The 20,535-nt window shown below is 72.0% G+C and carries 19 protein-coding genes and 1 tRNA gene; 9 read left to right on the forward strand and 11 right to left on the reverse strand.

Annotation, left to right across the window (positions count from 1 at the left end):
• Positions 1–127: 127 nt before the first annotated feature.
• The 4 genes from SXIM_RS12800 to SXIM_RS12815 form a co-directional block, all read right to left on the reverse strand.
• Entirely contained in the window at positions 128–853 is a 726-nt protein-coding gene (locus tag SXIM_RS12800) for a hypothetical protein (RefSeq protein WP_052385257.1), read from the reverse strand.
• A complete protein-coding gene (locus tag SXIM_RS12805) occupies positions 828–1,400 on the reverse strand; it encodes a sigma-70 family RNA polymerase sigma factor (RefSeq protein ID WP_324604821.1) in 573 nt (190 codons plus the stop codon). The genes SXIM_RS12800 and SXIM_RS12805 overlap by 26 nt, the downstream gene beginning before the upstream one ends.
• A gap of 705 nt (positions 1,401–2,105) precedes the next feature.
• A tRNA-Ser gene (locus SXIM_RS12810) sits at positions 2,106–2,192 on the reverse strand.
• A 59-nt stretch (positions 2,193–2,251) separates the two neighbouring features.
• The gene (locus SXIM_RS12815) at positions 2,252–3,673 is read right to left on the reverse strand and encodes a S1C family serine protease (protein WP_046724035.1); all 1,422 of its coding nucleotides are present in this window, start codon (positions 3,671–3,673) and stop codon (positions 2,252–2,254) included.
• A gap of 110 nt (positions 3,674–3,783) precedes the next feature.
• Here SXIM_RS12815 and SXIM_RS12820 point away from each other — a divergent pair, with 110 nt between their 5' ends.
• The 3 genes from SXIM_RS12820 (at position 3,784) to SXIM_RS12830 (ending at position 6,204) form a co-directional block, all read left to right on the forward strand.
• Positions 3,784–4,572 carry a glycerophosphodiester phosphodiesterase gene (locus SXIM_RS12820; protein ID WP_030732354.1) on the forward strand — a complete coding sequence of 263 codons (789 nt, stop codon included), beginning with the start codon at positions 3,784–3,786 and terminating at the stop codon, positions 4,570–4,572.
• 142 nt (positions 4,573–4,714) lie between these two features.
• Positions 4,715–5,143 carry an ATP-binding protein gene (locus SXIM_RS12825; RefSeq protein WP_030732362.1) on the forward strand — a complete coding sequence of 143 codons (429 nt, stop codon included), beginning with the start codon at positions 4,715–4,717 and terminating at the stop codon, positions 5,141–5,143.
• Between the two features lie 83 nt (positions 5,144–5,226).
• Positions 5,227–6,204, forward strand: coding sequence for a DUF5926 family protein (locus tag SXIM_RS12830; protein WP_030732364.1), 978 nt, complete (start codon positions 5,227–5,229; stop codon positions 6,202–6,204).
• Positions 6,205–6,388: 184 nt separating this feature from the next.
• On the opposite strand, the gene SXIM_RS12835 is transcribed toward SXIM_RS12830, so the two are convergent.
• The gene (locus tag SXIM_RS12835) at positions 6,389–7,090 is read right to left on the reverse strand and encodes a bifunctional DNA primase/polymerase (protein ID WP_030732366.1); all 702 of its coding nucleotides are present in this window, start codon (positions 7,088–7,090) and stop codon (positions 6,389–6,391) included.
• Positions 7,091–7,529: 439 nt separating this feature from the next.
• Between SXIM_RS12835 and SXIM_RS12840 the strand changes: the two genes are divergently transcribed.
• The 4 genes from SXIM_RS12840 to SXIM_RS12855 all read left to right on the forward strand — a co-directional run bounded on the left by SXIM_RS12840 (position 7,530) and on the right by SXIM_RS12855 (position 13,303).
• Positions 7,530–8,987, forward strand: a complete 1,458-nt coding sequence (locus SXIM_RS12840) for a PP2C family protein-serine/threonine phosphatase (RefSeq protein WP_046724037.1) — start codon at positions 7,530–7,532, stop codon at positions 8,985–8,987.
• Between the two features lie 55 nt (positions 8,988–9,042).
• Positions 9,043–10,623 carry an aminopeptidase P family protein gene (locus SXIM_RS12845; protein ID WP_375879427.1) on the forward strand — a complete coding sequence of 527 codons (1,581 nt, stop codon included), beginning with the start codon at positions 9,043–9,045 and terminating at the stop codon, positions 10,621–10,623.
• Positions 10,624–10,904: 281 nt separating this feature from the next.
• Positions 10,905–12,284, forward strand: coding sequence for a hemolysin family protein (locus SXIM_RS12850; RefSeq protein ID WP_030732376.1), 1,380 nt, complete (start codon positions 10,905–10,907; stop codon positions 12,282–12,284).
• Positions 12,281–13,303, forward strand: a complete 1,023-nt coding sequence (locus tag SXIM_RS12855) for a hemolysin family protein (RefSeq protein ID WP_030732379.1) — start codon at positions 12,281–12,283, stop codon at positions 13,301–13,303. The genes SXIM_RS12850 and SXIM_RS12855 overlap by 4 nt, the downstream gene beginning before the upstream one ends.
• A 162-nt stretch (positions 13,304–13,465) precedes the next feature.
• Here the strand turns inward: SXIM_RS12855 and SXIM_RS12860 are convergent, their stop codons facing one another.
• Positions 13,466–14,365, reverse strand: coding sequence for an NAD(P)-dependent oxidoreductase (locus SXIM_RS12860; RefSeq protein WP_234306866.1), 900 nt, complete (start codon positions 14,363–14,365; stop codon positions 13,466–13,468).
• Between the two features lie 137 nt (positions 14,366–14,502).
• On the opposite strand from SXIM_RS12860, the gene SXIM_RS12865 reads away from it, so the two are divergent.
• A complete protein-coding gene (locus SXIM_RS12865) occupies positions 14,503–14,892 on the forward strand; it encodes a winged helix-turn-helix transcriptional regulator (RefSeq protein WP_078635476.1) in 390 nt (129 codons plus the stop codon).
• 60 nt (positions 14,893–14,952) lie between these two features.
• On the opposite strand, the gene SXIM_RS12870 is transcribed toward SXIM_RS12865, so the two are convergent.
• The 5 genes from SXIM_RS12870 to SXIM_RS12890 all read right to left on the reverse strand — a co-directional run bounded on the left by SXIM_RS12870 (position 14,953) and on the right by SXIM_RS12890 (position 19,556).
• Entirely contained in the window at positions 14,953–15,501 is a 549-nt protein-coding gene (locus SXIM_RS12870; protein ID WP_046725627.1) for a peptidylprolyl isomerase, read from the reverse strand.
• A 248-nt stretch (positions 15,502–15,749) separates the two neighbouring features.
• Positions 15,750–17,072 (reverse strand): hypothetical protein, encoded by a 1,323-nt coding sequence (locus tag SXIM_RS12875; RefSeq protein ID WP_046724040.1) that lies wholly within the window; start codon positions 17,070–17,072, stop codon positions 15,750–15,752.
• Between the two features lie 20 nt (positions 17,073–17,092).
• A complete protein-coding gene (locus SXIM_RS12880) occupies positions 17,093–17,602 on the reverse strand; it encodes a SigE family RNA polymerase sigma factor (RefSeq protein WP_030732390.1) in 510 nt (169 codons plus the stop codon).
• A gap of 135 nt (positions 17,603–17,737) precedes the next feature.
• On the reverse strand, positions 17,738–18,955 hold the full coding sequence (locus SXIM_RS12885) for a hypothetical protein (RefSeq protein WP_030732392.1): 1,218 nt from the start codon (positions 18,953–18,955) through the stop codon (positions 17,738–17,740).
• 163 nt (positions 18,956–19,118) lie between these two features.
• Entirely contained in the window at positions 19,119–19,556 is a 438-nt protein-coding gene (locus tag SXIM_RS12890) for an ATP-binding protein (RefSeq protein ID WP_030732393.1), read from the reverse strand.
• Between the two features lie 218 nt (positions 19,557–19,774).
• On the opposite strand from SXIM_RS12890, the gene SXIM_RS12895 reads away from it, so the two are divergent.
• Positions 19,775–20,533, forward strand: coding sequence for a hypothetical protein (locus SXIM_RS12895; protein ID WP_046724042.1), 759 nt, complete (start codon positions 19,775–19,777; stop codon positions 20,531–20,533).
• Positions 20,534–20,535 lie beyond the last annotated feature (2 nt).

Raw genomic sequence — 20,535 nt, forward strand, 5'->3', positions numbered from 1 at the left:
CACGACGTCGCGGAAGCAGAGTTGCCCAAGCCCACTCCGGTCATTCGCGTTCCACCGGGTCATTCCCTCGCACGAATGAAGAGGTCGCGATAAACGTCTTCGGCCTACACGAAAGGCTGAACCCACCTCAGGCAGAGGTGGTCAGTTCTTCGATTCTCTGGGCGAAATCGACGGCGGGAAGCGGCAGTTCGATTTCGTCGACGAAATGTACGGCGTCCGGCACATACCGCAGGACGGCGCTGGCCACATCCGTCAGACAGCAGTGATTGCCGCGCAGCAGGCCCAGCACGCGCAGCACCAGGTCAGTGGTGGCGCCGCCGCTCTCGGTGCTCTCACCGGCGTCCGCGGCCTCGCCGGAACACTCGGCAGCCTGGCCGCGCCACAACTGCGCCTCCCACACCTCCCCGAGGGTGAGGTGGTGCAGATAAAGACAATAGGCGGCGGCACCGTCCCCCGCGCCCGCCGCGAACTGCCACCAGAATCGGGCGCTGTCCTCGCGACCGGCGAGCTGGAGCACACAGCCCAGCACCCGCGCTCCGTCCGGGTGCGGAATGCGCCGGCCCAGAAAAGCGGACATGTGCTGGAGCGCGCCGTCCCGTTCGATGACGGTGCGGCACAGAATCTCCAGATGCCCGGCCGCCTCGGCATCGATCTGCGCCCGGGGCGGCGCCAGCGCCTCGCCCCGTACCGAGCGGATCTCGTCGTCGAAGTGCAGGGCGCCGAACAGCACACGGTGGGTGATGCGCGCGGCCAGCCGCAGTTCGGCGGCGTCCAGCTCGGCCTCGGTGTAGGGCCGCGCCGTGAGAGTGGCCTTGGCGAGCATCCGGTCAATCGGCGAGATCGGTGAGGTCACCGCTGCCTCCTTCCCGGTCGAGGCCGAGTGCTTCCTTCAGCCGCCGCCTGGCGTAGCGGGCGGTGGAACGGACCCCGGGCACGCTGATGCCCAGCACATCGGCCGTCTCCTGGACACCGTAGCCAAGGCAGTACAACAGGACGATCACATCATGCTGCCGTTCCGGCAGCTCCCGGATCGCCTGGTAGATGCTGAGGCTCTCCTCCAGTTCGCCGACCGGGTCCACGGCGTCCCGCAGAGCGGCGGTCTCGAAGGCGGCGGTGTCCATGACGACGGGCCGCCGGCCGCGGGCGCGGGCGGCCTCCAGCGTGCGGCTCCTGAGGATGGTCCAGGCGTACCCGGCGGGGCTGTCCAGCCGCAGCGCCTCGCCCCAGTCCTCGGCGAGCTGCTCGAAGGCGGCGTCCACCACGTCCTCGGCGCCGGGACGATCCCCCAGGTACAGCTCGGCCCAGCGCACATAGGCGGGCCGGTACAGCTGGTGGAACGCCCGGAGGTCCGCGGGCAAGGGCACCACCCCCGCCAACGGGGCGCGAGATGCTTCGGTCACCGGTACCCCTCCAGGGCGCGTAGGGCGGCGGGAGTGTGACGCGGGATCACAGACCCACAGGTCCTCTCAAGTCGTCGGCGGAGAAGACACGTTGTGCGTCCTCTGCCCCTCACAACGAACAACGGGACCCCATCGTGCATCATCAAGACCAGAAAACTTACGGAATGAAGCGTTCCGACTACCCGAAACGATCATTTCCGGGCATACGTCGAGGGGCACCGCCGTACGGGAACGCGTCGTTCCGGACTCCGCGGCACCCCTGGCGAGAACGGTGACCGGCGGACCAGGGACGGCATCGCCATCCCGACGGTCCTCACGGCCACGGATTCCGCCGAGCACGCCCAGTTTCCTGACCTGCACCAGTGGCAGGCAACCCCTACCCTACCGCCGCCACTTGCCCACAGAGCCGGTCATGACGGCCCCAACGGCGCTTATATGAACGGCGGATGCCGAGTGGTCGGCTCGTCCGCGCCGGTCGGCCCGACGCCGAGCCATGGCCCCGGTACCCGTCTGCGGCCTCCCGACGGAGCCCGGTGCGGGGCCCTCCTCGGAGAGCATCGAAGGGGACACGATCCGCGGCTCGGAGCGCATGACCAGCGACGGCGTGGCTCCTGCGGTGGCCGGCGCACCGGCCCGGGGCCCGGCACGGCAGAGGGGGTGTCCGGGGTCCGGACACCCCCTCGGGGTCGGCGTTCAGCCGTGCTGCGGAGACTGTGGGATTTGAACCCACGGTGACATCGCTGCCACGACGGTTTTCAAGACCGTTCCCTTAGGCCGCTCGGGCAAGTCTCCCCTGCCGTCCGTCGGGACGGCAGGAGTAAGGGTAACGGCTCGCGGTGGGTGGGACGGTGCTACGCGTCGCCCACCCGCTCGCCCAGCACGATGTCGGCCGTGTGCTCCTGGCCGCCGCGCTGGTACGTCACCGGGACGGTGTCGCCCGGTTCGTACGCCCAGATCTCGCTGATCAGGGTCGGACCACTGTCGATCACCCGGTCGCCGAAGCGGGTGATCACATCGCCCGGCTGCAGGCCAGCCTCGGCGGCCGGGCCGCCCGGGGTGACCGCGTCGGTGCCCGCGGCGTCGGCGTCCGAGATCTTGGCGCCCAGGGTGTCGCCACGCGTCTCCACCGAGGCGCCGATGATCGCGTACACCGGCTGACCGTTGTCGATCAGATCCTGCGCGACGCGCTGCGCCTGGTTGATCGGAATCGCGAATCCGAGACCGATGCTGCCCGCCTGGCTCTGGCCCATCCCACTTCCGGGGGTGGACTGGATCGCCGAGTTGACGCCGATGACCTCGCCGTCGCCGTTCAGCAGCGGGCCTCCGGAGTTGCCCGGGTTGATCGAGGCGTCGGTCTGCAGAGCGCTCATGTACGAGGCGCTGCCGCCCTGGCCGTCGCTGGAGGCCACCGGGCGGTTCTTGGCGCTCACGATGCCGGTGGTGACCGTTCCGGACAGGCCGAACGGTGCGCCGATGGCGATCGTGGCGTCGCCCACCGCCACCGCGTCCGAATCACCCACCGGCAGCGGCACCAGGTCGCGGTCCCCCGCGTCCAGCAGGCGCAGCACCGCCACGTCGTACCCCTCGGCACGGCCCACGACCTCCGCCTCGTAGCTCGTGCCGTCCGAGAAGGTGACCGTCAGGGTGCCCCCGTCGGCGGCCGAGGCCACGACGTGGTTGTTGGTGAGGATGTGGCCCTGCTCGTCGTAGACGAAGCCGGTGCCGGTGCCGCCCTCGGTGGAGCTCTGCGCCTCGATCGTCACCACGCTGGGCAGCGCCGCTTCCGCTATCCCCGCCACCGACTCCGGTGGGCGCGCGGAGGTGCCCTCGCCGGTGCCCGCGCCGGACGCCGCGGTACTGGTGGTGGCCGAGTCGCCGTCCGCCACCAGGTAGCCGACACCGCCGCCGACGCCGCCCGCCAGCAGTGTGGCGGCGATCACGGCCGCGATCAGGCCGGTGCGCCGCTTCTTCGGCGGCGGGGCGCCCCCGAAGGCCGTCCACGGGACATCGGGCGGACCGGCCGGCGGGCCCACCGGACCGCCGAACGCGCCCGGCGGCGGCCCGGCGGGCGCCGGCGGCGCCTCCGCACCCGTCACGGTCGGGATCGGCGCGGTCGGCGGCGCCACGGGGGCGGGCGGCGGGCCCGGGGCGGCCGGCGGAACGGGGATGGGCGCCGTCGCGGGCGCGGCCGGGGACTCCTCCGGCGTGACCGCCGCCGGGGCCGGGGTGGGCCGCTCCTCCGGCTGGGCCAGGCCCTCCTTCTCGGTGCTCACAGCTGTCTCCTCGGGTGCACGAGCGGTCGGGGGTGGTACGGGGCAGTGCGGGAAGTCTTCCCCAGTGTCCGTCAGCGGGACGTAAACCCGGTGCATGACAGGATGAGCCGATGGAACCCGCACCCCACCGGATTCAGGTGATCGCGCACCGGGGCTCCTCCGAGGACGCCCCCGAGCACACCCTGGCCGCCTACCGGCAGGCCATCGAGGACGGCGCGGACGCGCTGGAATGCGATGTCCGGCTGACGGCGGACGGCCATCTGGTGTGTGTGCACGACCGGCGGGTCAACCGCACCTCCAACGGCCGCGGCGCCGTGTCCACCCTGGAGCTGGCGCAGCTGAACGAGCTGGACTTCGGCTCCTGGATGACGCCCTCCGGCGGGGCCGAGGCACCCGACGCCGCCGACCCCGAGCGGACCACGGTCCTCACCCTGGAACGTCTGCTGCGGCTGGTCGCCGACGCCGGCCGGCCGATCGGGCTCGCCATCGAGACCAAGCACCCCACGCGCTGGGCGGGCCGGGTCGAGGAGCGGCTGCTGGAACTCCTGGACGCGCATCCGCTGCCGGGCCAGGTCCGTGTCATGTCCTTCTCCGCCCGTTCGCTGCAGCGGGTGCGCAAGGCCGCCCCGCAGCTGCCCACCGTCTTCCTGATGCAGTTCCTGCTGCCCAGGAACCGCACCGGCCGGCTGCCCGCCGCCGCCTCGATCGCCGGCCCCGGCATCCGGATCCTGCGCCGCGACCCCGGTTATGTGGAACGGGCGCACCGCGCCGGTCACCGGGTGCACGTGTGGACGGTGGACGACCCGGCGGACGTCGAGCTGTGCGCGCGGCTCGGGGTGGACGCGATCATCACCAACCGGCCGCGTACGGTGCGTGACCAGCTGAGGCGCATGGGTTGACCAAAGCCTGACAGGGAGTGCACCGGCGCATTCGCTTCGTATCCGATCATTACGAGTACGTCAACGGATGGGGCACAGCCGGTTTCCGCTTTCCGCCCCGGGGGCATCCCCATCTTGGCGTGGGGCAAAGGAGGTATCGGGGGTGGCGTTGGTGGTAACTCAGCAGGTACCGACGTCGTCGTCCATGTCGGTCCCCCATGGCCCCGGTGGCGTGGGGACGGCACGACGGCGTATGCGATCGGAATTGCTGGAAAATGGTGCCAGGGAATCGATCATCGACGATGCGGTATTGATCCTTTCCGAACTGCTCAGTAATGCATATCGACATGCACGGCCACTGAACGAAGGCCGCCATGTCCGGGCGTCCTGGTCCCAGGACGCCGATGGTGAGATCACCATCTCGGTCACGGACGGTGGCGGGCCGACCCGGCCTCGTGCCGGCTCCCCGTCCGTCACGGCGCGCGGCGGCCGCGGGCTCACCATCATCGGCTCACTCGCCCGCGCCTGGGGCGTGCACGACGCCGACCCGTCCGGCGCGGTGACGGTGTGGGTGGTACTGGATCCGCGCTGAGGGGCGGAGGGCGGCCCGCGCGGAGCCACTAAGCTCGCGGCGAAGCCGTAGGAGTACGCGACACACGCAGGAGAGCCGTCCGCATGGCCAAGAAGCGCCGCCCCCGTACCCAGCCCAGCGCCGCGGCCACGCCGCAGCTCACCGACGGCGAGATCCCCGTCGTCGGCGCGCGCGAGCCGTGCCCGTGCGGCTCGGGACGCCGTTACAAGGCCTGCCACGGCCGTGCCGCCGCCCAGGCGGCCACCGAGCTGGTGCGCCGCCCCTTCGAGGGCCTGCCCGGCGAGTGCGACTGGGTCGCGCTGCGCGAGCTGGTGCCCGCCGCCACCGTGCCGCTGACCCTGCGCGAGGGGCTGCCGCAGGATGTCCCGGCTCTCACCCTGGCCACCGTGCTGCCGATGGCCTGGCCGGCGCTGCGCCGCGACGACGGCGCCGTGCTGCTCGCCCTGCAGAACGACACCGCCACCGGCGACCTCTCCCGTGACCTCGCCGATGTGCTCACCCGCGCGCTGGCCACCACCCCCGGCAGCCCGGTGGCCGCCGGCCGCACCGCCTCCGGCGGGCCCCGGCTCCAGGACCTGCTGGACCTGTCCGCCCCGTTCGTGCCCGAGGTGCACAGCGGCTTCGAGTTCTGGCTGGATGACGCCGAGTCCGCCACCGGTGAGGTCGCCGCCTCCCTGGAGCGCGCCAACGCCGCCGCCGTGCCCACCACCCGGCTGACCGGTGTGGACGCCGCGTACTGGTGCCGCACCCCCGAGAAGAACCACCTGCGGTGGGTCATGCCGCACCCCGAGGACCAGCTGCTGGACGCGCTCGCCCGGCTGCACGCCGCCGGCGCGTCGTCCCTGGGCGAGGACACCCGTCTGGTGGGTTCCTTCCGGGCGCACGGACTGACCGTGCCGGTGTGGGATCTGCCCAGTGCTTTCGGGGCCGAGGAGTGCGAGAAGCCGGCCACCGCGTTCGGCGAGCGGCTGGCCGAGGCGCTGGCCGCGACCACCCCGCTCACCCCCGAGGAGCGCAAGGCCCGCAGCGGCCTCACGAACCGTCAGGTCACCCTGAACTAGCGGTCATCCGAAAGGAGTGATTCCGGTCACAGGGCCCCGGGTGGATGGCGGGATCCACCCGCGCGGGGGCCGGCCGGGATTTGCGATTCCCGCTGGAGTTGTTACCGTCTGAAGTGAGCCCGGTCGCTGGTGCATCCCCCGTCGCCAGCGACCGGGTTCTTGCGTGTCCGCCCGCGGACGGCCCTCAGTGCGCCAGCCGCGAGCCGCCGCCCGGCGTACGGATCGCCGCCTCCACGAGCACATCGAGCAGCGCGGCGGTGCGCGGCAGCCGGATCCGCCCGTCCCGCCCGGGCCAGGGGCCGTGCAGCCAGGCCGCCCGGCCGGCCGCCAGTTCCGAGGGCGGCAGCGGCACGTAGCCCCCCGCGGAGTGGAACCGCAGCGAGCCAGGCACCAGGTCCTGGGCGTACAGCAGTTCCCCCAGCTCGGCCGGGTCGTACGGCGCCACCAGCCAGCAGGCCCGGGTGGGGGTGACCAGTACCGGCCCGGTCCGCACGCCCCGGCTCGCCAGTTCGGCCTGGGCCCAGGGGGCGGCCGCTGCGGGCAGGCTCAGCGCGCACGGCGCCCCGTCGGTGCCGGTGGCCAGGATGATCGGCGCGGTGGGCCGTACGGTCCACCACCACCGCACCATCCGGGGGTCGCTGCTGGCCGCCAGCAGCTCCGGGTCCAGGGGATGGGCACCGGGCACCACGCAGGTGGCCTTCCCGCAGCCGCAGCGGCCGTCCGCCCCCCGCTCGACGCCGGGCAGCACCGGCCAGCCCCAGCGCCGGGCATAGCCGGAGGCGGCGTCGCGCAGCGCGCGGTCATCGCCGTGACCGGATCCGTTGTCGTCCTTCCCCCCGCTTTCGCCCTTGCCGTTCGTGCGTCGCATTCCGAGGATCTCGCGCATGAGCGCTCGTCCCTTCCTTCGCGGCTGATTGAGGGCCGGAAGAGATCTTCCGGCCAATCACTCACGTGGAACTTAGATCACCGTATGTAGCGTCTTGCGCATTGGTGAGGACGCCAGAACCCAAACAACCGTTCCGGCCGTGACTGGCCCGGAGCACTACCCCGTACGTACCCAGCCCGTCCGGCTCGACCGCCGCCGGCTCCTCCCAGTCGATCGCGCGTCCCACGCACCGGCGTTCCTTTTACGCCAAACTCTTCTGGACCCGGCCTGTCGATCAGAGAACACCACAGTCACACGGGCATCATCATTCCCGACCCAAGAGCACACCGGACACCAAGGTCCCGCCCACCGGCAGCGGTGCGCCGTTCGCGGCCGCCCCGCACAACAGGGGGTTTGCGATGAGATCGCGGCAGTCGCTCCTCGACGGAAGAGAGCGCCCATGAGCACATCCGTCCCCTCGAATGTGGCCGGAATCCACCCAACGATCACCCCTGTACCGCAAACTCCTCCACCCACTGACGCACCCGTCCCACCCGGCGCGGGGCCCGAGCGGCTCGCCTCCTGGATCAGCGACCTCAACGCTCTCCACGACCTCACCGAGCGCCTCGCCCGTACCAGCACGCTCAGTGATGCAATTCACGAGACTCTCCGTGCCGGCGCGCACCTGATCGGCGCACGCCGCGGCTTGATCGCGCTGCGCCCCGAGGAGCCCGGCGACCCCGGTGCGCCGGACGGCGACGCCGCCGTCGGCCGGACCCGGCCCGCCGCTCCCGACCGGCTCGTCGGCTACGGCCTCACCCCCGGCGAACTCGGCCACCTGGAGACCGTGCCGGACACCGCCGCCCCCCACACCCGGCTCCTGGACGCCGCGACGCAGGCCACTCCCGCCGGCCCCACCGAGCTGACCCACCAGGACATCGCCGCCGACGACACACTCGACCCCCGGCACCGCGACGTCGCCCGGCGCCTGGGCGCCGCAGCCAGCCACGCCGTCCTGCTCACCGCCGGCCCGGCCGCCGCGGACAGCGACCCCGTCCGGAGCCCGGACCGCCGGCTGCGCGCCGCCGCCGTCTGGCTCTACGACCAGCCCGCCGAGCCCGACCAGCGCCAGCGCCATCTGCTCGGCCGCTATCTGCGGCACGCCGCCCAGCAGCTCGCCCACCACGCCACCCTCGCCGCCGCCCGCGCCGAGCTGGCCACGCTGCGCGAAGGACTGCTGCCCAGCCGGCTGCCGTACCTCCCCGGCGTCACCCTCGCCGTGCGCCACCGGCCCCTGCCGGCCGGCGGGGGCGACTTCTACGACGCCCTCGCCCTGCCCGAACAGGCGCTGGGCCTGGCCATCGGCAGCACCGGCGGCAGCGGCCCGGCCACCGTGGCCGCCATGGGACGGCTGCGCGCCGGGCTGCGCGCCTACGCCGTCATGGAGGGCGAGGACCCCGTCGCCGTCCTCTCCGACCTGGAACTGCTCCTGCGGCTGACCGAACCCGCCCGCTCCGCCACCGCGCTGTTCGGCTACGCCGAGCCCGCCGCCGGACGCCTCGTGCTCGCCTCCGCCGGGCACCCGCCGCCCCTGGTCATCGGGGAACACCGGGCCGAGTTCGCCGACACCACGCTCTCCGCCCCGCTCGGCATGCTCGCCTGCTGGGAGGCGCCCAGCGTCGAGATCGACGTCGCCCGGGGAGAAACGGTCCTGCTGTACAGCGCCGGACTGCTGCGCCGCACCGGCGAGCCCATGGACCGGGCCTTCGCCCGGCTGAGAACCGCGGCCCGCGCCGCGGCACCCGAGGTGCGCGCCGACCCCGAGGCCCTCCTCGACCACATGCTGCGCACCGTGCCCGCCACCGGCACCGACAGCGACACCGAGGAGGTCGTACTGCTCGCCGTTCGCTTCCACTGAGCCACGCCGCGTCACACCGGGTGCCACCAGGCGACACCGGGGAGTGCCATGCCATATGTCTGGCCCTGAACGGCTCTGTCCGGCATCCCCCACTCGCACATACGATGGAACCCGGTCCCCACCGGGACCCGCCGGCACGCGAGGAGGCAGCAGGGTGGCCGAGGAAGCCAAGCCCACGGACGGGAAGAAGCCCGCCGAGACCATCAAGCAGCGCAAGAACAACGTGAACAAGACGGTCTCCGACGAGCTCGCCGAGAACATGAAGAGCGGCTGGGCCGACACCGAGCAGCGCGATCTGGCCCCCGTCCCGCAGGCCGGCCACACCGCCGCCCGGCGCGCCGCGCTCTCCGCCCGTTTCCCCGGCGAGCGACTGGTCATCCCGGCCGGCCGGCTGAAGACGCGCTCCAACGACACGGAGTACCCCTTCCGCGCCGCCACCGAGTACGTCTACCTCACCGGCAACCAGACCGAGGACGGCGTCCTGGTCCTGGAGCCCACCGAGAACGCCGAGGGCGCGCCGGACGGCCGGGGCCACGAGGCCACGCTGTACCTGCTGCCCCGCTCCGACCGCGAGAACGGGGAGTTCTGGCTCAGCGGCCAGGGCGAGCTGTGGGTCGGCCGCCGCGACAGCCTGGCCGAGGCCGAGCAGCTGTACGGGCTCCCCGTCGCCGACGTGCGCACCGTCGCCGCGCTGCTGAAGGAGGCCACCGGCCCGGTGCGCGTGGTCCGCGGCCACGACAGCACCATCGAGACGGCCCTCACCGACAAGATCACCGCCGAGCGCGACGCCGAGCTCAAGAGCTTCCTGTCCGAGCAGCGGCTGATCAAGGACGAGTTCGAGATCGCCGAGCTGACGTACGCCTGCGAGGCCACCGCGCGCGGCTTCGAGGATGTCGTCCGGGTGCTGGACAAGGCCGTCGCCACCTCAGAGCGCTACATCGAGGGCACCTTCTTCCTGCGGGCCCGCGTCGAGGGCAACGATGTCGGGTACGGCTCGATCTGCGCGGCCGGACCGCACGCCACCACCCTGCACTGGGTCCGCAACGACGGGCCGGTGCGCCCCGGCGAGCTGCTCCTGCTGGACGCCGGCGTGGAGACCCGCTCCCTCTACACCGCCGATGTCACCCGCACGCTGCCCATCGACGGCCGCTTCACCGCGCTCCAGCGCACGATCTACGACGCCGTGTACGAGGCTCAGGAGGCGGGCATCGCCGCCGTGCGGCCAGGCGCCAAGTACCGCGACTTCCACGAGGCTGCCCAGCGCGTGCTGGCCGGGCACCTGGTGGCGTGGGGCCTGCTGGAGGGCCCGGTCGACCGGGTGCTGGAGCTGGGGCTGCAGCGCCGCTGGACCCTGCACGGCACCGGCCACATGCTGGGCCTGGACGTGCACGACTGCGCGGTCGCGCGGCGTGAGGCGTACGTCGAGGGCACCCTGGAGCCCGGCATGGTGCTGACCGTGGAGCCGGGCCTGTACTTCCAGGCCGATGACCTCACGGTGCCCGAGGAGTACCGGGGCATCGGCGTGCGCATCGAGGACGACCTGCTGGTCACGGAGGACGGCACCCGTAACCTCTCGGCCGGCCTGCCGCGCGAGGCCGGGGAGGTCGAGGCCTGGATGGCCCGGCTGACCGGCTGATTCCGTACCTCCGCCGGCCGGGGCCGCGGCCCCGGCCGGCGCCTGAACGTTCCGCCTGGGACGCGAGGTGTCAAGAGGGCGTTTTCGGGTACAGCCCTGGGAACACGGACACCTCCCGTCCCGTTGAACAACCAGCCAGACCGTTCACAACCGTGCTGAACGGTGTCACCCACCATGAAAGGAGATAACTTGTCCGCCAATTCGTCGGACCCTCCTGGGCATAGTCCCCGACCACCTCGTCCGCATGGAACGCACAGCGGCACACGGCGAGGTGGTGTCAGTTGAGTGCCGCGCTACTGGGTCTGCTGGCAGTGATCGTGCTGACAGCGGGCACCGGGTATTTCGTAGCCCAGGAATTCGCCTACGTGGCCGCCGACCGGCTGGCCCTGCAAAGCGAGGCCGACGCGGGTGACAAGCGTGCCGCCCGCGCGCTGAAGGTCCAGGAACGGCTGTCCTTCATGCTCTCCGGCGCCCAGCTGGGCATCACCGTGACGGGCCTGATCGTGGGTTTCCTGGCGGAACCCGCCTTCGCCACCCTGCTCGATCCCGTACTGAGCGGCATGGGCGTGCCCGAGGCCGCCGCGACGGGTGTCGCGCTGGTGACGGCGTTCCTGCTGGCCACCGTCATCCAGATGGTCCTGGGTGAGCTGGGCCCCAAGAATCTCGCGCTCGCCGTGCCCGAGCGTCTGGCCAAGTCCCTCGCCTCCTCCACCCTCGCCTACCTGAAGATCGCGGGCCCCGTGGTCCATGTCTTCGACTCGGTGGCCAACAAGCTGCTGCGCAAGGTCGGCATCGAGCCGGTCGAGGAACTCCACCACGGGGCGACCCTGGAGGAGCTGGGACGGCTGATCGACGAATCCCACGAGCACGGGCAGCTGACGCATGACACCGCGCAGCTCCTCGATCACGCTCTGGAGTTCTCGGACCGCACCCTCGCAGAGGTGATGGTGCCCAGGGTCGACGTGTCCTATGTACGCGCCACCGATCCGGCCTCCTCCGTCGTCGCGCTGATCGGCGAGCACGGCCACTCCCACTACCTGGTGGTCGGCGAGCGGATCGATGACATCACCGGCGTGCTCGGGGTGCGCGAGCTGATGCGCGCGACACCGCCGGAGCTGGCGGACGCCCAGGCGGGCCCGCTGGCCAGGACCGCGCTGCTGCTGCCCGACACCCTGCCGCTGCCGGGTGCTGTGGAACAGATGCAGGCGGCGGGCGAGGAGTTCGCCGTGGTGCTGGACGAGTACGGCGGTCTGGCCGGCATCGTCACCCTGGAGGACATCGCCGAGGAACTGGTCGGCGACATCGCCGACGAGACCGACGAGATCGAGCTGCCGGCGATCGCCGACGGCACCAGCTGGCTGGTGGACGCGGGCCGCCGCGTCGACGAGGCGGCCGAGGCCACCGGCATCGCACTGCCGGAGGAAGAGGACTTCGAGACCGTGGCCGGTCTGATCATCAACCGCTGTGGCCGTTTCCCCGGCGTCGGCGACCGCATCGAGGTCGGCCTGGCGGACGGCGCCACGGCCGTCATCGAGGTGCTCACCCTCGACCGGCGGGTGCCGGGCCGGGTCCGGCTGGAGCGCGTCGAGCCGCCCGCGGAGGGCACCGCCGGGGACCTCCCGGTGGGCGCGCCGCGTGAACGGGTGGAGCAGCGCTCATGAGCATGGGCATGGCAGCGTTCATCACCGTGCTGCTGCTGATCGGCAGTGGCTTCTTCGTGGCCGCCGAGTTCGCGCTGGTCGCCGCCAAGCGGCACCGCCTGGAGCAGGCCATCACCGAGGGCAAGCGAGGCGCCAAGGCGGCGCTCGCCGGAACACGTGAGCTCTCGCTCATGCTGGCCGGCGCCCAGCTGGGCATCACCGCGTGCACCCTGGGGCTGGGCTCCATCTCCAAGCCGGCGATCTCGCACGAGGTCGATCCGCTGCTGGAGAAGCTGGGGCTGCCCGGCGGGCTCTCCTACGGCATCGCGTTCCTGTTCGCGATGGTCGTGGTGGTCTTCCTGCACATGGTGGTCGGCGAGATGGCGCCCAAGTCCTGGGCGATCTCCCACCCGGAGCGCTCGGCGATGCTGCTGGCACCGCCGTTCCGCGCGGTGGTGGGGGCGGTCCGGCCGGTCATCTGGCTGATGAACAAGATCGCCAACGGTCTGGTGCGGCTGTGCAAGGTGACCCCGCGCGAGGAACTGACCTCGATCCACGACCGGGAGCAGCTGGCCCATCTGGTCGGCGAGTCCCAGCGGCTCGGCCTGATCAGTGAGGCCGACTCGGGGCTGATCACCCGCTCGCTGACCCAGCCGCTGTCGCCGGTGGGCGGCATCCTGGTGCCGGCCGACAAGATCGCGGAGGTGCCGGCGGGCGCCGGGGCCGACGCGATCCTGACCGCGGCGACCGCCAGCAACCACACCCGGCTGCTGGTAAGGGACGGGGAGCGGATCCTCGGCTCGGTGCACGCGCGCGACGCCATCGTGGCGCGGGCCCGCGGACAGCGGGTCACCGCGGGCGAGCTGGCCCGGCCGGTGCCCGAGCTGGCCCCGGACGACACCGTCTCGTACGCGGTGGAGCAGCTGCGGCAGCGGCGCGCCTCGCTGGCGGTGGTCCGCGACGGTGAGGGACGGCTGTCCGGGCTGATCAGCCTGGATGACCTGCTGGTGCGGCTGATGCGGCCGGAACCGGTGGCGTAACGGAGCGGGCGAGGGCCCCGGGACGGTTTTCCGTCCCGGGGCCCTCGTGTGTGTACGGGGGCCGCCCCTGCGTTCACCCCGGTCCGATCACCTCGATGAGCCGGGCGAGGGCGCCGCCCATGCCGCCCGGGCCGAGGACGGTGACGTCGGTGGGGCGCGGGTTCATCGGACGGGTTCCTTCCCCGGGCCGCTCAGCAGGGTGGCGAGCGCGGGGCTGTCCTGGTCGCCGAGTCCGGCGGAGACCGCGCGGTTGAGGAGTTCTTGCACCGGGATCATCAGCGCCGGATCGACGCCCTGCGCGGTACTGGCCTCGATGAGATTCACGAAAGCGGTGGCCTGCATCGCGAGGGGGGAGGACGCCGGGCCGAATTCTCCGCTGTCGATCTGCCGGGCCCAGTCCGGGAATCCGGACATCATCGCGGTCATCCAGGGAATCAGCAGTTCGTCGGTGAATTCCCGGGTGCTGCCGCCCTCCGTTCGGGCGAGCGCGGTGGCGTGCAGATATCCGGCGAACAGCCCGTACATTCCGCTGAGCAGCGCGAGATCGTACAGGGAGGCCAGGCCGGGATCGTCCCCCAGCCAGCGGGCGGCGCCCAGGAGTTCGAGGGCGGCGCGGTGCTCCTCGAGGGCGGACCGGTCGCCGCTGTACAGCACCAGCGAGCCGGGTCCGCCGATCATCGGCGGGACGGCCATGATGCCGCCGTCCACGTACCGTGCGCCGCGCTGGGTGGCCCACTCGGCGAACTCCCGTGCCTGGGCCGGGGTGCCGTTGGTGAGGTGGACCAGGGTGCGGCCCTTCAGGGCGTCGCCGATCGCGCCCAGGGTGGCGTAGGCGGCGGTGTGGTCCAGCACGCACAGCACGACCAGTTCGCCGGCCGTCACCGCCTGCCGGGCGTCGTCGGCCCGGGTGGCGCCGCGTGCGGCCAGGGCGTCCGCCCTGGCCGGGGTGCGGTTCCAGACGGTGACCGGACGGCCGCCGTCGAGGAACGCGGTGGCCAGGGCGCTTCCCATGGCACCCAGGCCCAGCACCGTCACCGGGGTGACGGGGGATGTCCCGCTCACGTGCATCGCTCCGCTTCGTGTCGAGGGGTATTCAGAACTGGCGCCAGGAGAAAGCCTGTTCCACGGCGGTACGATCGGCAAGTACCGACTATGAAGTCAGATACCTACCTACAGGTGCGTACGGGCGGGGAGTCGCGATGCGGGAACAGCCTTATGTGTGCGGAATTGACGCGGCCGTCGATGTCATCGGCGGAAAGTGGAAAGTGCTCATTCTGTGGGCGCTGAAAGACGGCAAGCAGCGTTTCGGGGAAGTGAAACGGCAGATTCCCGGGGTGAGCGAGAAGGTGCTGATCCAGCAGTTGCGGGAGCTGGAGGCCGACGAGATCGTGCACCGGGAGGTCCACCGCGAGGTGCCGCCGAAGGTGGAGTACTCGCTGACCGCGCTGGGGGTTTCGCTGAACGGGGCGCTGGGCCCGCTGGGGGACTGGGGCCGGGAGAACATGGCGCACATCGCGGCCGTCCGCGGCGAACTGTGCGCGGACAAGGCGGGGAAGACGAAGGCCGGGGCCGTGGGTGGCACGCTCTGAGCGTGCCACCCAGGGCCCCGGCCGGGAGTACGGGGTCGTGCGGGTGCGAGTGCGGTGCGGTCAGTCGCCGATCGTCACGGACTCGATGACGATGTCCTTGACCGGCCGGTCCTGGGCCGCGGTCTCGGTGGTCGCGATGGCGTCCACCACGGCCCGGGACTCCTCGTCGGCGACCTCGCCGAAGATGGTGTGCTTCCCGTTGAGATGCTCGGTGGGGACCACCGTGATGAAGAACTGCGAGCCGTTGGTGCCCGAACCGTCCGGGTTCAGCCCCGCGTTGGCCATCGCCAGCAGGTACGGCTCGTCGAAGGTCCGGCCGGAATCGACCTCGTCGTCGAACTGGTAGCCCGGGCCGCCCATGCCGGTGCCCTGCGGGTCCCCGCCCTGGATCATGAAGCCGTCGATCACCCGGTGGAAGATGAGGTCCTGGTAGAGCGGCTCGCCGTCCTGCTGCCCTTCCCAGGGCAGCGAACCGTCCGCCAGTCCGGCGAAGTTGGTCACCGTCAGCGGCGCTTCCTCGGGGAACAGCGTCACCGTGATGTCGCCCTCGCTGGTGTGCAGGACGGCGCTGGTGGCCTGTGAGGCCTCCGCTCCGGCGGGGCCGGCCAGGGAGGACGGGATGTCCTGCCCGAGGTCGCTCTGCTCCTCTTCCTGCCCGTCCTGCTCCTGCTGCCCGCCCTGCTGTTCCTGGCCCTGGGAGTCCGAGGACCCCTCGTCCCCGGATTCGGAGCCGCAGGCCGTGATCAGGCCCAGGCACAGCAGCGCGGCGGCCAGCCGCCGGGAGGTGCGGTTCATGTGCGACGCCTTCCGTCCGTGGTCATGTCGGCCAGCACATCATGCATCACACCGGCCCCGCATCACTCGAAAAGGTCACGCCATTCCGGGGCGAGGGCGATCTCCCTCAGCTCCTCCATCGTCAGCGGGCTGTCGGGGCGGCTCACGACGTCATCGTCCTCCAGGCCCGGCATATTGGTCACCGTGATGTCCACCATCCCCCCGTCGGGGAACACGACCGAGGCCGACCAGATGCCCGTCGGGTCGCCTTCCGAGGGGCCGAGGGCGCACAGCCGGATGTCCGTGCCGTCGTCGACCGGTTCGTTCCGGCAGTCGTCGAGTTCGTCCAGAACCGCCCGCTCCTCCTCGCTGAGCTCCACGTCGTCCCAGCTGTCGAAGTACCCCATGCCGGGGTCGTAGGGCTCGTACGGCTCGTAGGAGGCCCACAGCAGGATCGAGACGTAGGCGGGACCGTCGCCGTCGTCCACCACCAGGGACACCTCGCCCGGCGCCTCCTCTTCCTCCCCCACACCGTCGGTGACCGTCAGGCGCTCCGGGGCCAGGTCGCGGAACAGGTCCCGCAGCACCTCGGGCGCGACATTGACCATCTCGGGGTCGAAGTCGTCGTCGGCCGGTGCGCCCTGGGTGCCGTCCACCAGGTCGAAGACCTGCTGCCAGACCGGCGCGGTGGCGATCGCGGCCAGCTGGTCCTCGTCGAGGAGCGGCTGGTAGCTGTCCGGATCGGCGATCCGCGAGAGGTCCTTGTCGAGATCGACGGAGACCGAGCGCATGGAGGGAACGTCCTCGAAGGGCCCTTCCTTCTCCAGCGTCGCGTTCCAGGTCGTCATGTCCGGCATGTCCTCCATGCCGTGCCAGTCCCACCGCAGATGGGTCAGCACCGAACCGTCGTCCAGGTCCTGCTGCGAGCAGTGGTAGCCCGGCTCGTCGGGCACCACGCAGCCCGCTTCCACCCGGAAGTCCTCGATCGCCCAGCGGTGCAGCGTCACGCCCAGCGTGACCTCCCCGGGGACGGAGTCCCGCAGGGTCAGGTGAATGCTCGGGGTCTCCAGGCCGCGCGGGCTCTCGGCCTCGCTGCTCGTGACCTCCACCCCCTCGGGCAGCATGGCGCTGAGGGTCTCGATCATCTCCTCGCTGTTCTCCGGGGTGGCGGCCACCGGGGTGGTCTGACCGCCGCCGGTGAGCTGGACCGCGCCGACGGACAGCAGTGCCACCGAGGCCGCGCCCGCCACGATGCCGGCGCGCCGGCGGAACACCCGGGCCCGGCCGCGCCGCAGCCCGCCCTCGGCCAGCCGCAGCGGGTCGGGCTCGAAGCCCTCGCCGGTGTGCCGGAGCATGGTGCTCAGTTCGTGTTCGAAGCTGGCGGGAGTGTCGTCGTTTCTCTTCATGGGGTGTCTCTCCATCGGCCTTACCGCGCGATCAGTTCAGCGAGACCGGACGCGCCGAGCACGCCTCGGAGCTTGGTCAGGGCCCTGCTGCTGCGGGTGCGCACCGCGCTGGAGCTGGTGCGCATCATCTCCGCGGTCTGCTCCACACTCAGGTCCTCCCAGAACCGCAGCACCAGGACCGTCCGGTCCAGGGGCGGCAGCTGGGCGAGTGCCTGGAGCAGGGTGACCTTGAGGGTGGAGTCCGTCGAGGGGGCGGGCTGGTCGGGCAGCGCCACCGCGGGCCGTTCACCGCTGCTGCGGCGGCGCTTGTAGGTCAGGAAGCAGCGCACCAGAACGGTGTGGGCGTACGCCGCCGGGTTGTCGATGCAGCGCTTGCGTTTCCAGGCGGTGTACATCCGCCCGAGCGTCTCCTGGACGAGGTCCTCGGCGAGGTGGGTGTCGCCGCTCGTCAGCAGGCACGCGGACCGGTACAGCGCACCGCTTCGCCGCATGGCGAAGTCGTGGTACGCCTCCAGATCCCGCTGCTTCATCAGGTCCCCCTCAACATTCCCCGGGGCTGCCCCCGCTCACTTCCATGACGCGCGAGCAGCCGCCGGACGTTACAGCCTATTTCCGGGGGTGGCGGTGATCGCCGTCACCGCCACCCTCCGGGCGTACCGAACGGATCAGACCGCGGAGGCGCCGAACAGGTCCTGCCAGGCGCTGTCGGTGGCGATGTCGGCCAGCTGGTCCACGCTCAGCGGGGCGTCGGCGCGGGTCGGGTCGCTGTCCCAGTCGGCGACGTTGTACTGGGTGATGTCGAGGCTGGAGCCGTCGGCGTAGTACACGGTGGCGGACCACAGACCCAGCGGGTCATCGTCGCTCGGCGCCCAGGCGCACACGTTCAGCTCGTCGCCGTTGTCCAGGATGGTGTGCTCGCACTGCGGGCCGAACTCCTCGTCGGCGGCGGCGTCGAAGTCGATGCCCTCATCGAAGCCCTCCTCGTCCCAGGGGCCGAAGGCGAAGATGTCCACCAGCACGGCGCCCCGGCCGTCGTCGACCAGCAGGGAGGCGTAGTCGACCTCCTCCTCACCGGCCTCGACGGGGGTGACCTCGATGCCCTCGGGCGCCAGCGAACGGAAGGTGTCCTGGAGCTGCGCGGCGGGGATCTGCGGGCCGTCGGGGCCCTCCCACTCCTCCTCGACGGGCTCGCCGTACTCGGCGTCGAGCGCGGCCAGCAGGTCCTGCCACACCTGGGACTGCGCGGCCTCGGCCAGCTGAGCCTCGTCGAGGACCGGGACGTAGGCGCCGGCGTCAGCCACCTCGGTGAGGTCCTTGTACTGCGAGAGGTAGACGCTGCGGCCGCTCTCGTTCGCGAAGTCCGGGCTCCCCGGGCCCTCCAGCCACACGTCCCAGCCGATCGCGTGGTAGGCCTCGCCGTCCTCGCCCTCGCCGGTGCCGTCGGTCTCGTACTCCCAGGTGTTGACCGAGAGCAGCCGGCCGTCGGACAGCTCGGTCTCGACGCAGTCGCCGAGGAAGCCGTCCTCGGCGTCGCCCTCGTCGATGTCCTCCGGGCAGCCGGCGTACTCGCGCCAGTCACCGGTGGAGCGGTGGACGCCCACGTCGATGGTGGTGGCGCCGCCGGTGTTGTCCGTGGCCTCGACGTAGGCGTACGGGTACTCGCTGTCCTGGTAGCCCTCGCCGAAGGACTCGGTGATCTCGGTCCCCTCCGGCAGCAGCCCGGTCAGCGCCTCGACGATCTCCTGCCCGGTGGCCGGAGCGGTGCCCTGCTCGGACGCCGCGCTCACGGACGCCGCCCCCATGGTGGTCGCCGCGGCGACGGTGGCGATGGCCGCCGTCAGAGCCGCCCGGCGCCGCCAGCTGCGCTTCACAATCTTCTCCATCGTTCCCGGACCCCCATCCACACCGGCCTCCGGCCGGTGAAAGTGCCTGGCGAGGCGGGGTTTCCCCGTCGCTCTCGCCCTTCACTCCCTTCGATGCGCCGGGCCCGGAACGATGTTGCAGCCCGCCGGAAAGTTTTCCGCCGTGCGCGGCGGGGCGAGGGGGTCAGGAGGCCCTGAGCAGGGCGTCCTCACGCCACTTGAGGACCTTGTCGAAGCTGACGACCGCTCCGCCGCCGCCGGGGTGGTTGCCGAACCGGGACGCGTCCGAGAGCGCCTCGATCAGCTGGAGCCCGCGCCCGCCCTGCGCCAGGGCCTGGCTCTCGCGGCGCGGTCCTGGGGGATCGGCCGGGAAGCCGGGGCCCGAGTCGGTGACCTCGATGCGGCACACGTCGCCGTCGATCGACGCCGTCACCCGGTACACGGCCCCGCCGCCGCCCCCGTGCTGGACGGCGTTGGCACAGGCCTCGGTGAGCGCCACGCACAGTTCGTGGGTGATGTCCGTGTCCACCCCCGCCGTCTCCATGGCTCCCAGCAGCAACCGCCGGGCGAGCGGGACGCTGGACGCTTCCCGCCGCAGTTGGAGTGACCACCAGATGCTCATGCTCCAGCCTCCCGACCGCGCGGTGAATTCCCCCTAGGCATTGCCGTTGGGCGCGGCCCGTAAGCGTGGGAAGGAACCAACAACCCCCATTCAGCGGATGTACCGGGAGGCTTACGTCGATATAACGACAGCCGGGCGAGGGTGAATGCGGGCACATGCGTACGATCCCTGATCCCGCCCGTCTCCGGCGTGGCGGCCGGTGAGATGATGAGCCCGCCATGCGAGCCGGAGCCGATCTGCGTCTGCTGAGGGCCGCGGTCTTCGCCGCGGCCTGCACCGCGCTGGCCGCCGCCGGGCACCTGAGCGCAGGCGGCCCCCCGCTGCCGGCCTGGACCCTGGTCACCGCCTGGGCCGCCCTGTGCGCCCTGTCCCTCCCGCTGGCCGGGCGCGAACGCCGCTCGGTGGCCGCGCTGGCCGGCGCGCTGGCCGCCGGACAGTTCGCCCTGCACCACCTCTTCTCCCTGGGCCAGTTCGGCCTCCCCACCCACCACGGCGGCGACGGCGGCGGCGAGGGCCCGCTCGCCCTGGCCGGGCGGCTGCTGTGCAACGGCTACGCCGTCCCCCTCACCGAGGAGCGGGCCGCCCAGATCGTCCGCGACGCCGGACTCGACCCCACCGCGGGCGCCGCGCAGAGCGCCGAAGCGACCGCGCACGCCGCCGGGGCCGCGCCCAGCGGCTCCCTCATGCTGCTCGGCCACCTGCTGGCCGCCCTCGCCACCGGCTGGCTGCTGCGCCGCGGCGAGGCCGCGCTGTGGCAGCTGGTGCGGCTGGCCACCCGGGTCGCCGCGGCCCACCTGCCGTGGCCGCTCGCCGTCCGGCTGACCCACCTGCTGTACGGCGCCGCGCGGCCCGTCCCGTACGGCCCGGCCGTGCCCCGCGCCGACCGGTACCCGGCCGCCGCCAAGCCGCCCACGCTGCTGCTCGCGCACAGCATGCACCGGCGCGGCCCGCCGCCCGGGCTCACCCTCGCGGCCTGATC

Origin of the sequence: Streptomyces xiamenensis, from assembly GCF_000993785.3 — a bacterium.
Classification (GTDB): Bacteria; Actinomycetota; Actinomycetes; order Streptomycetales; family Streptomycetaceae; genus Streptomyces; species Streptomyces xiamenensis.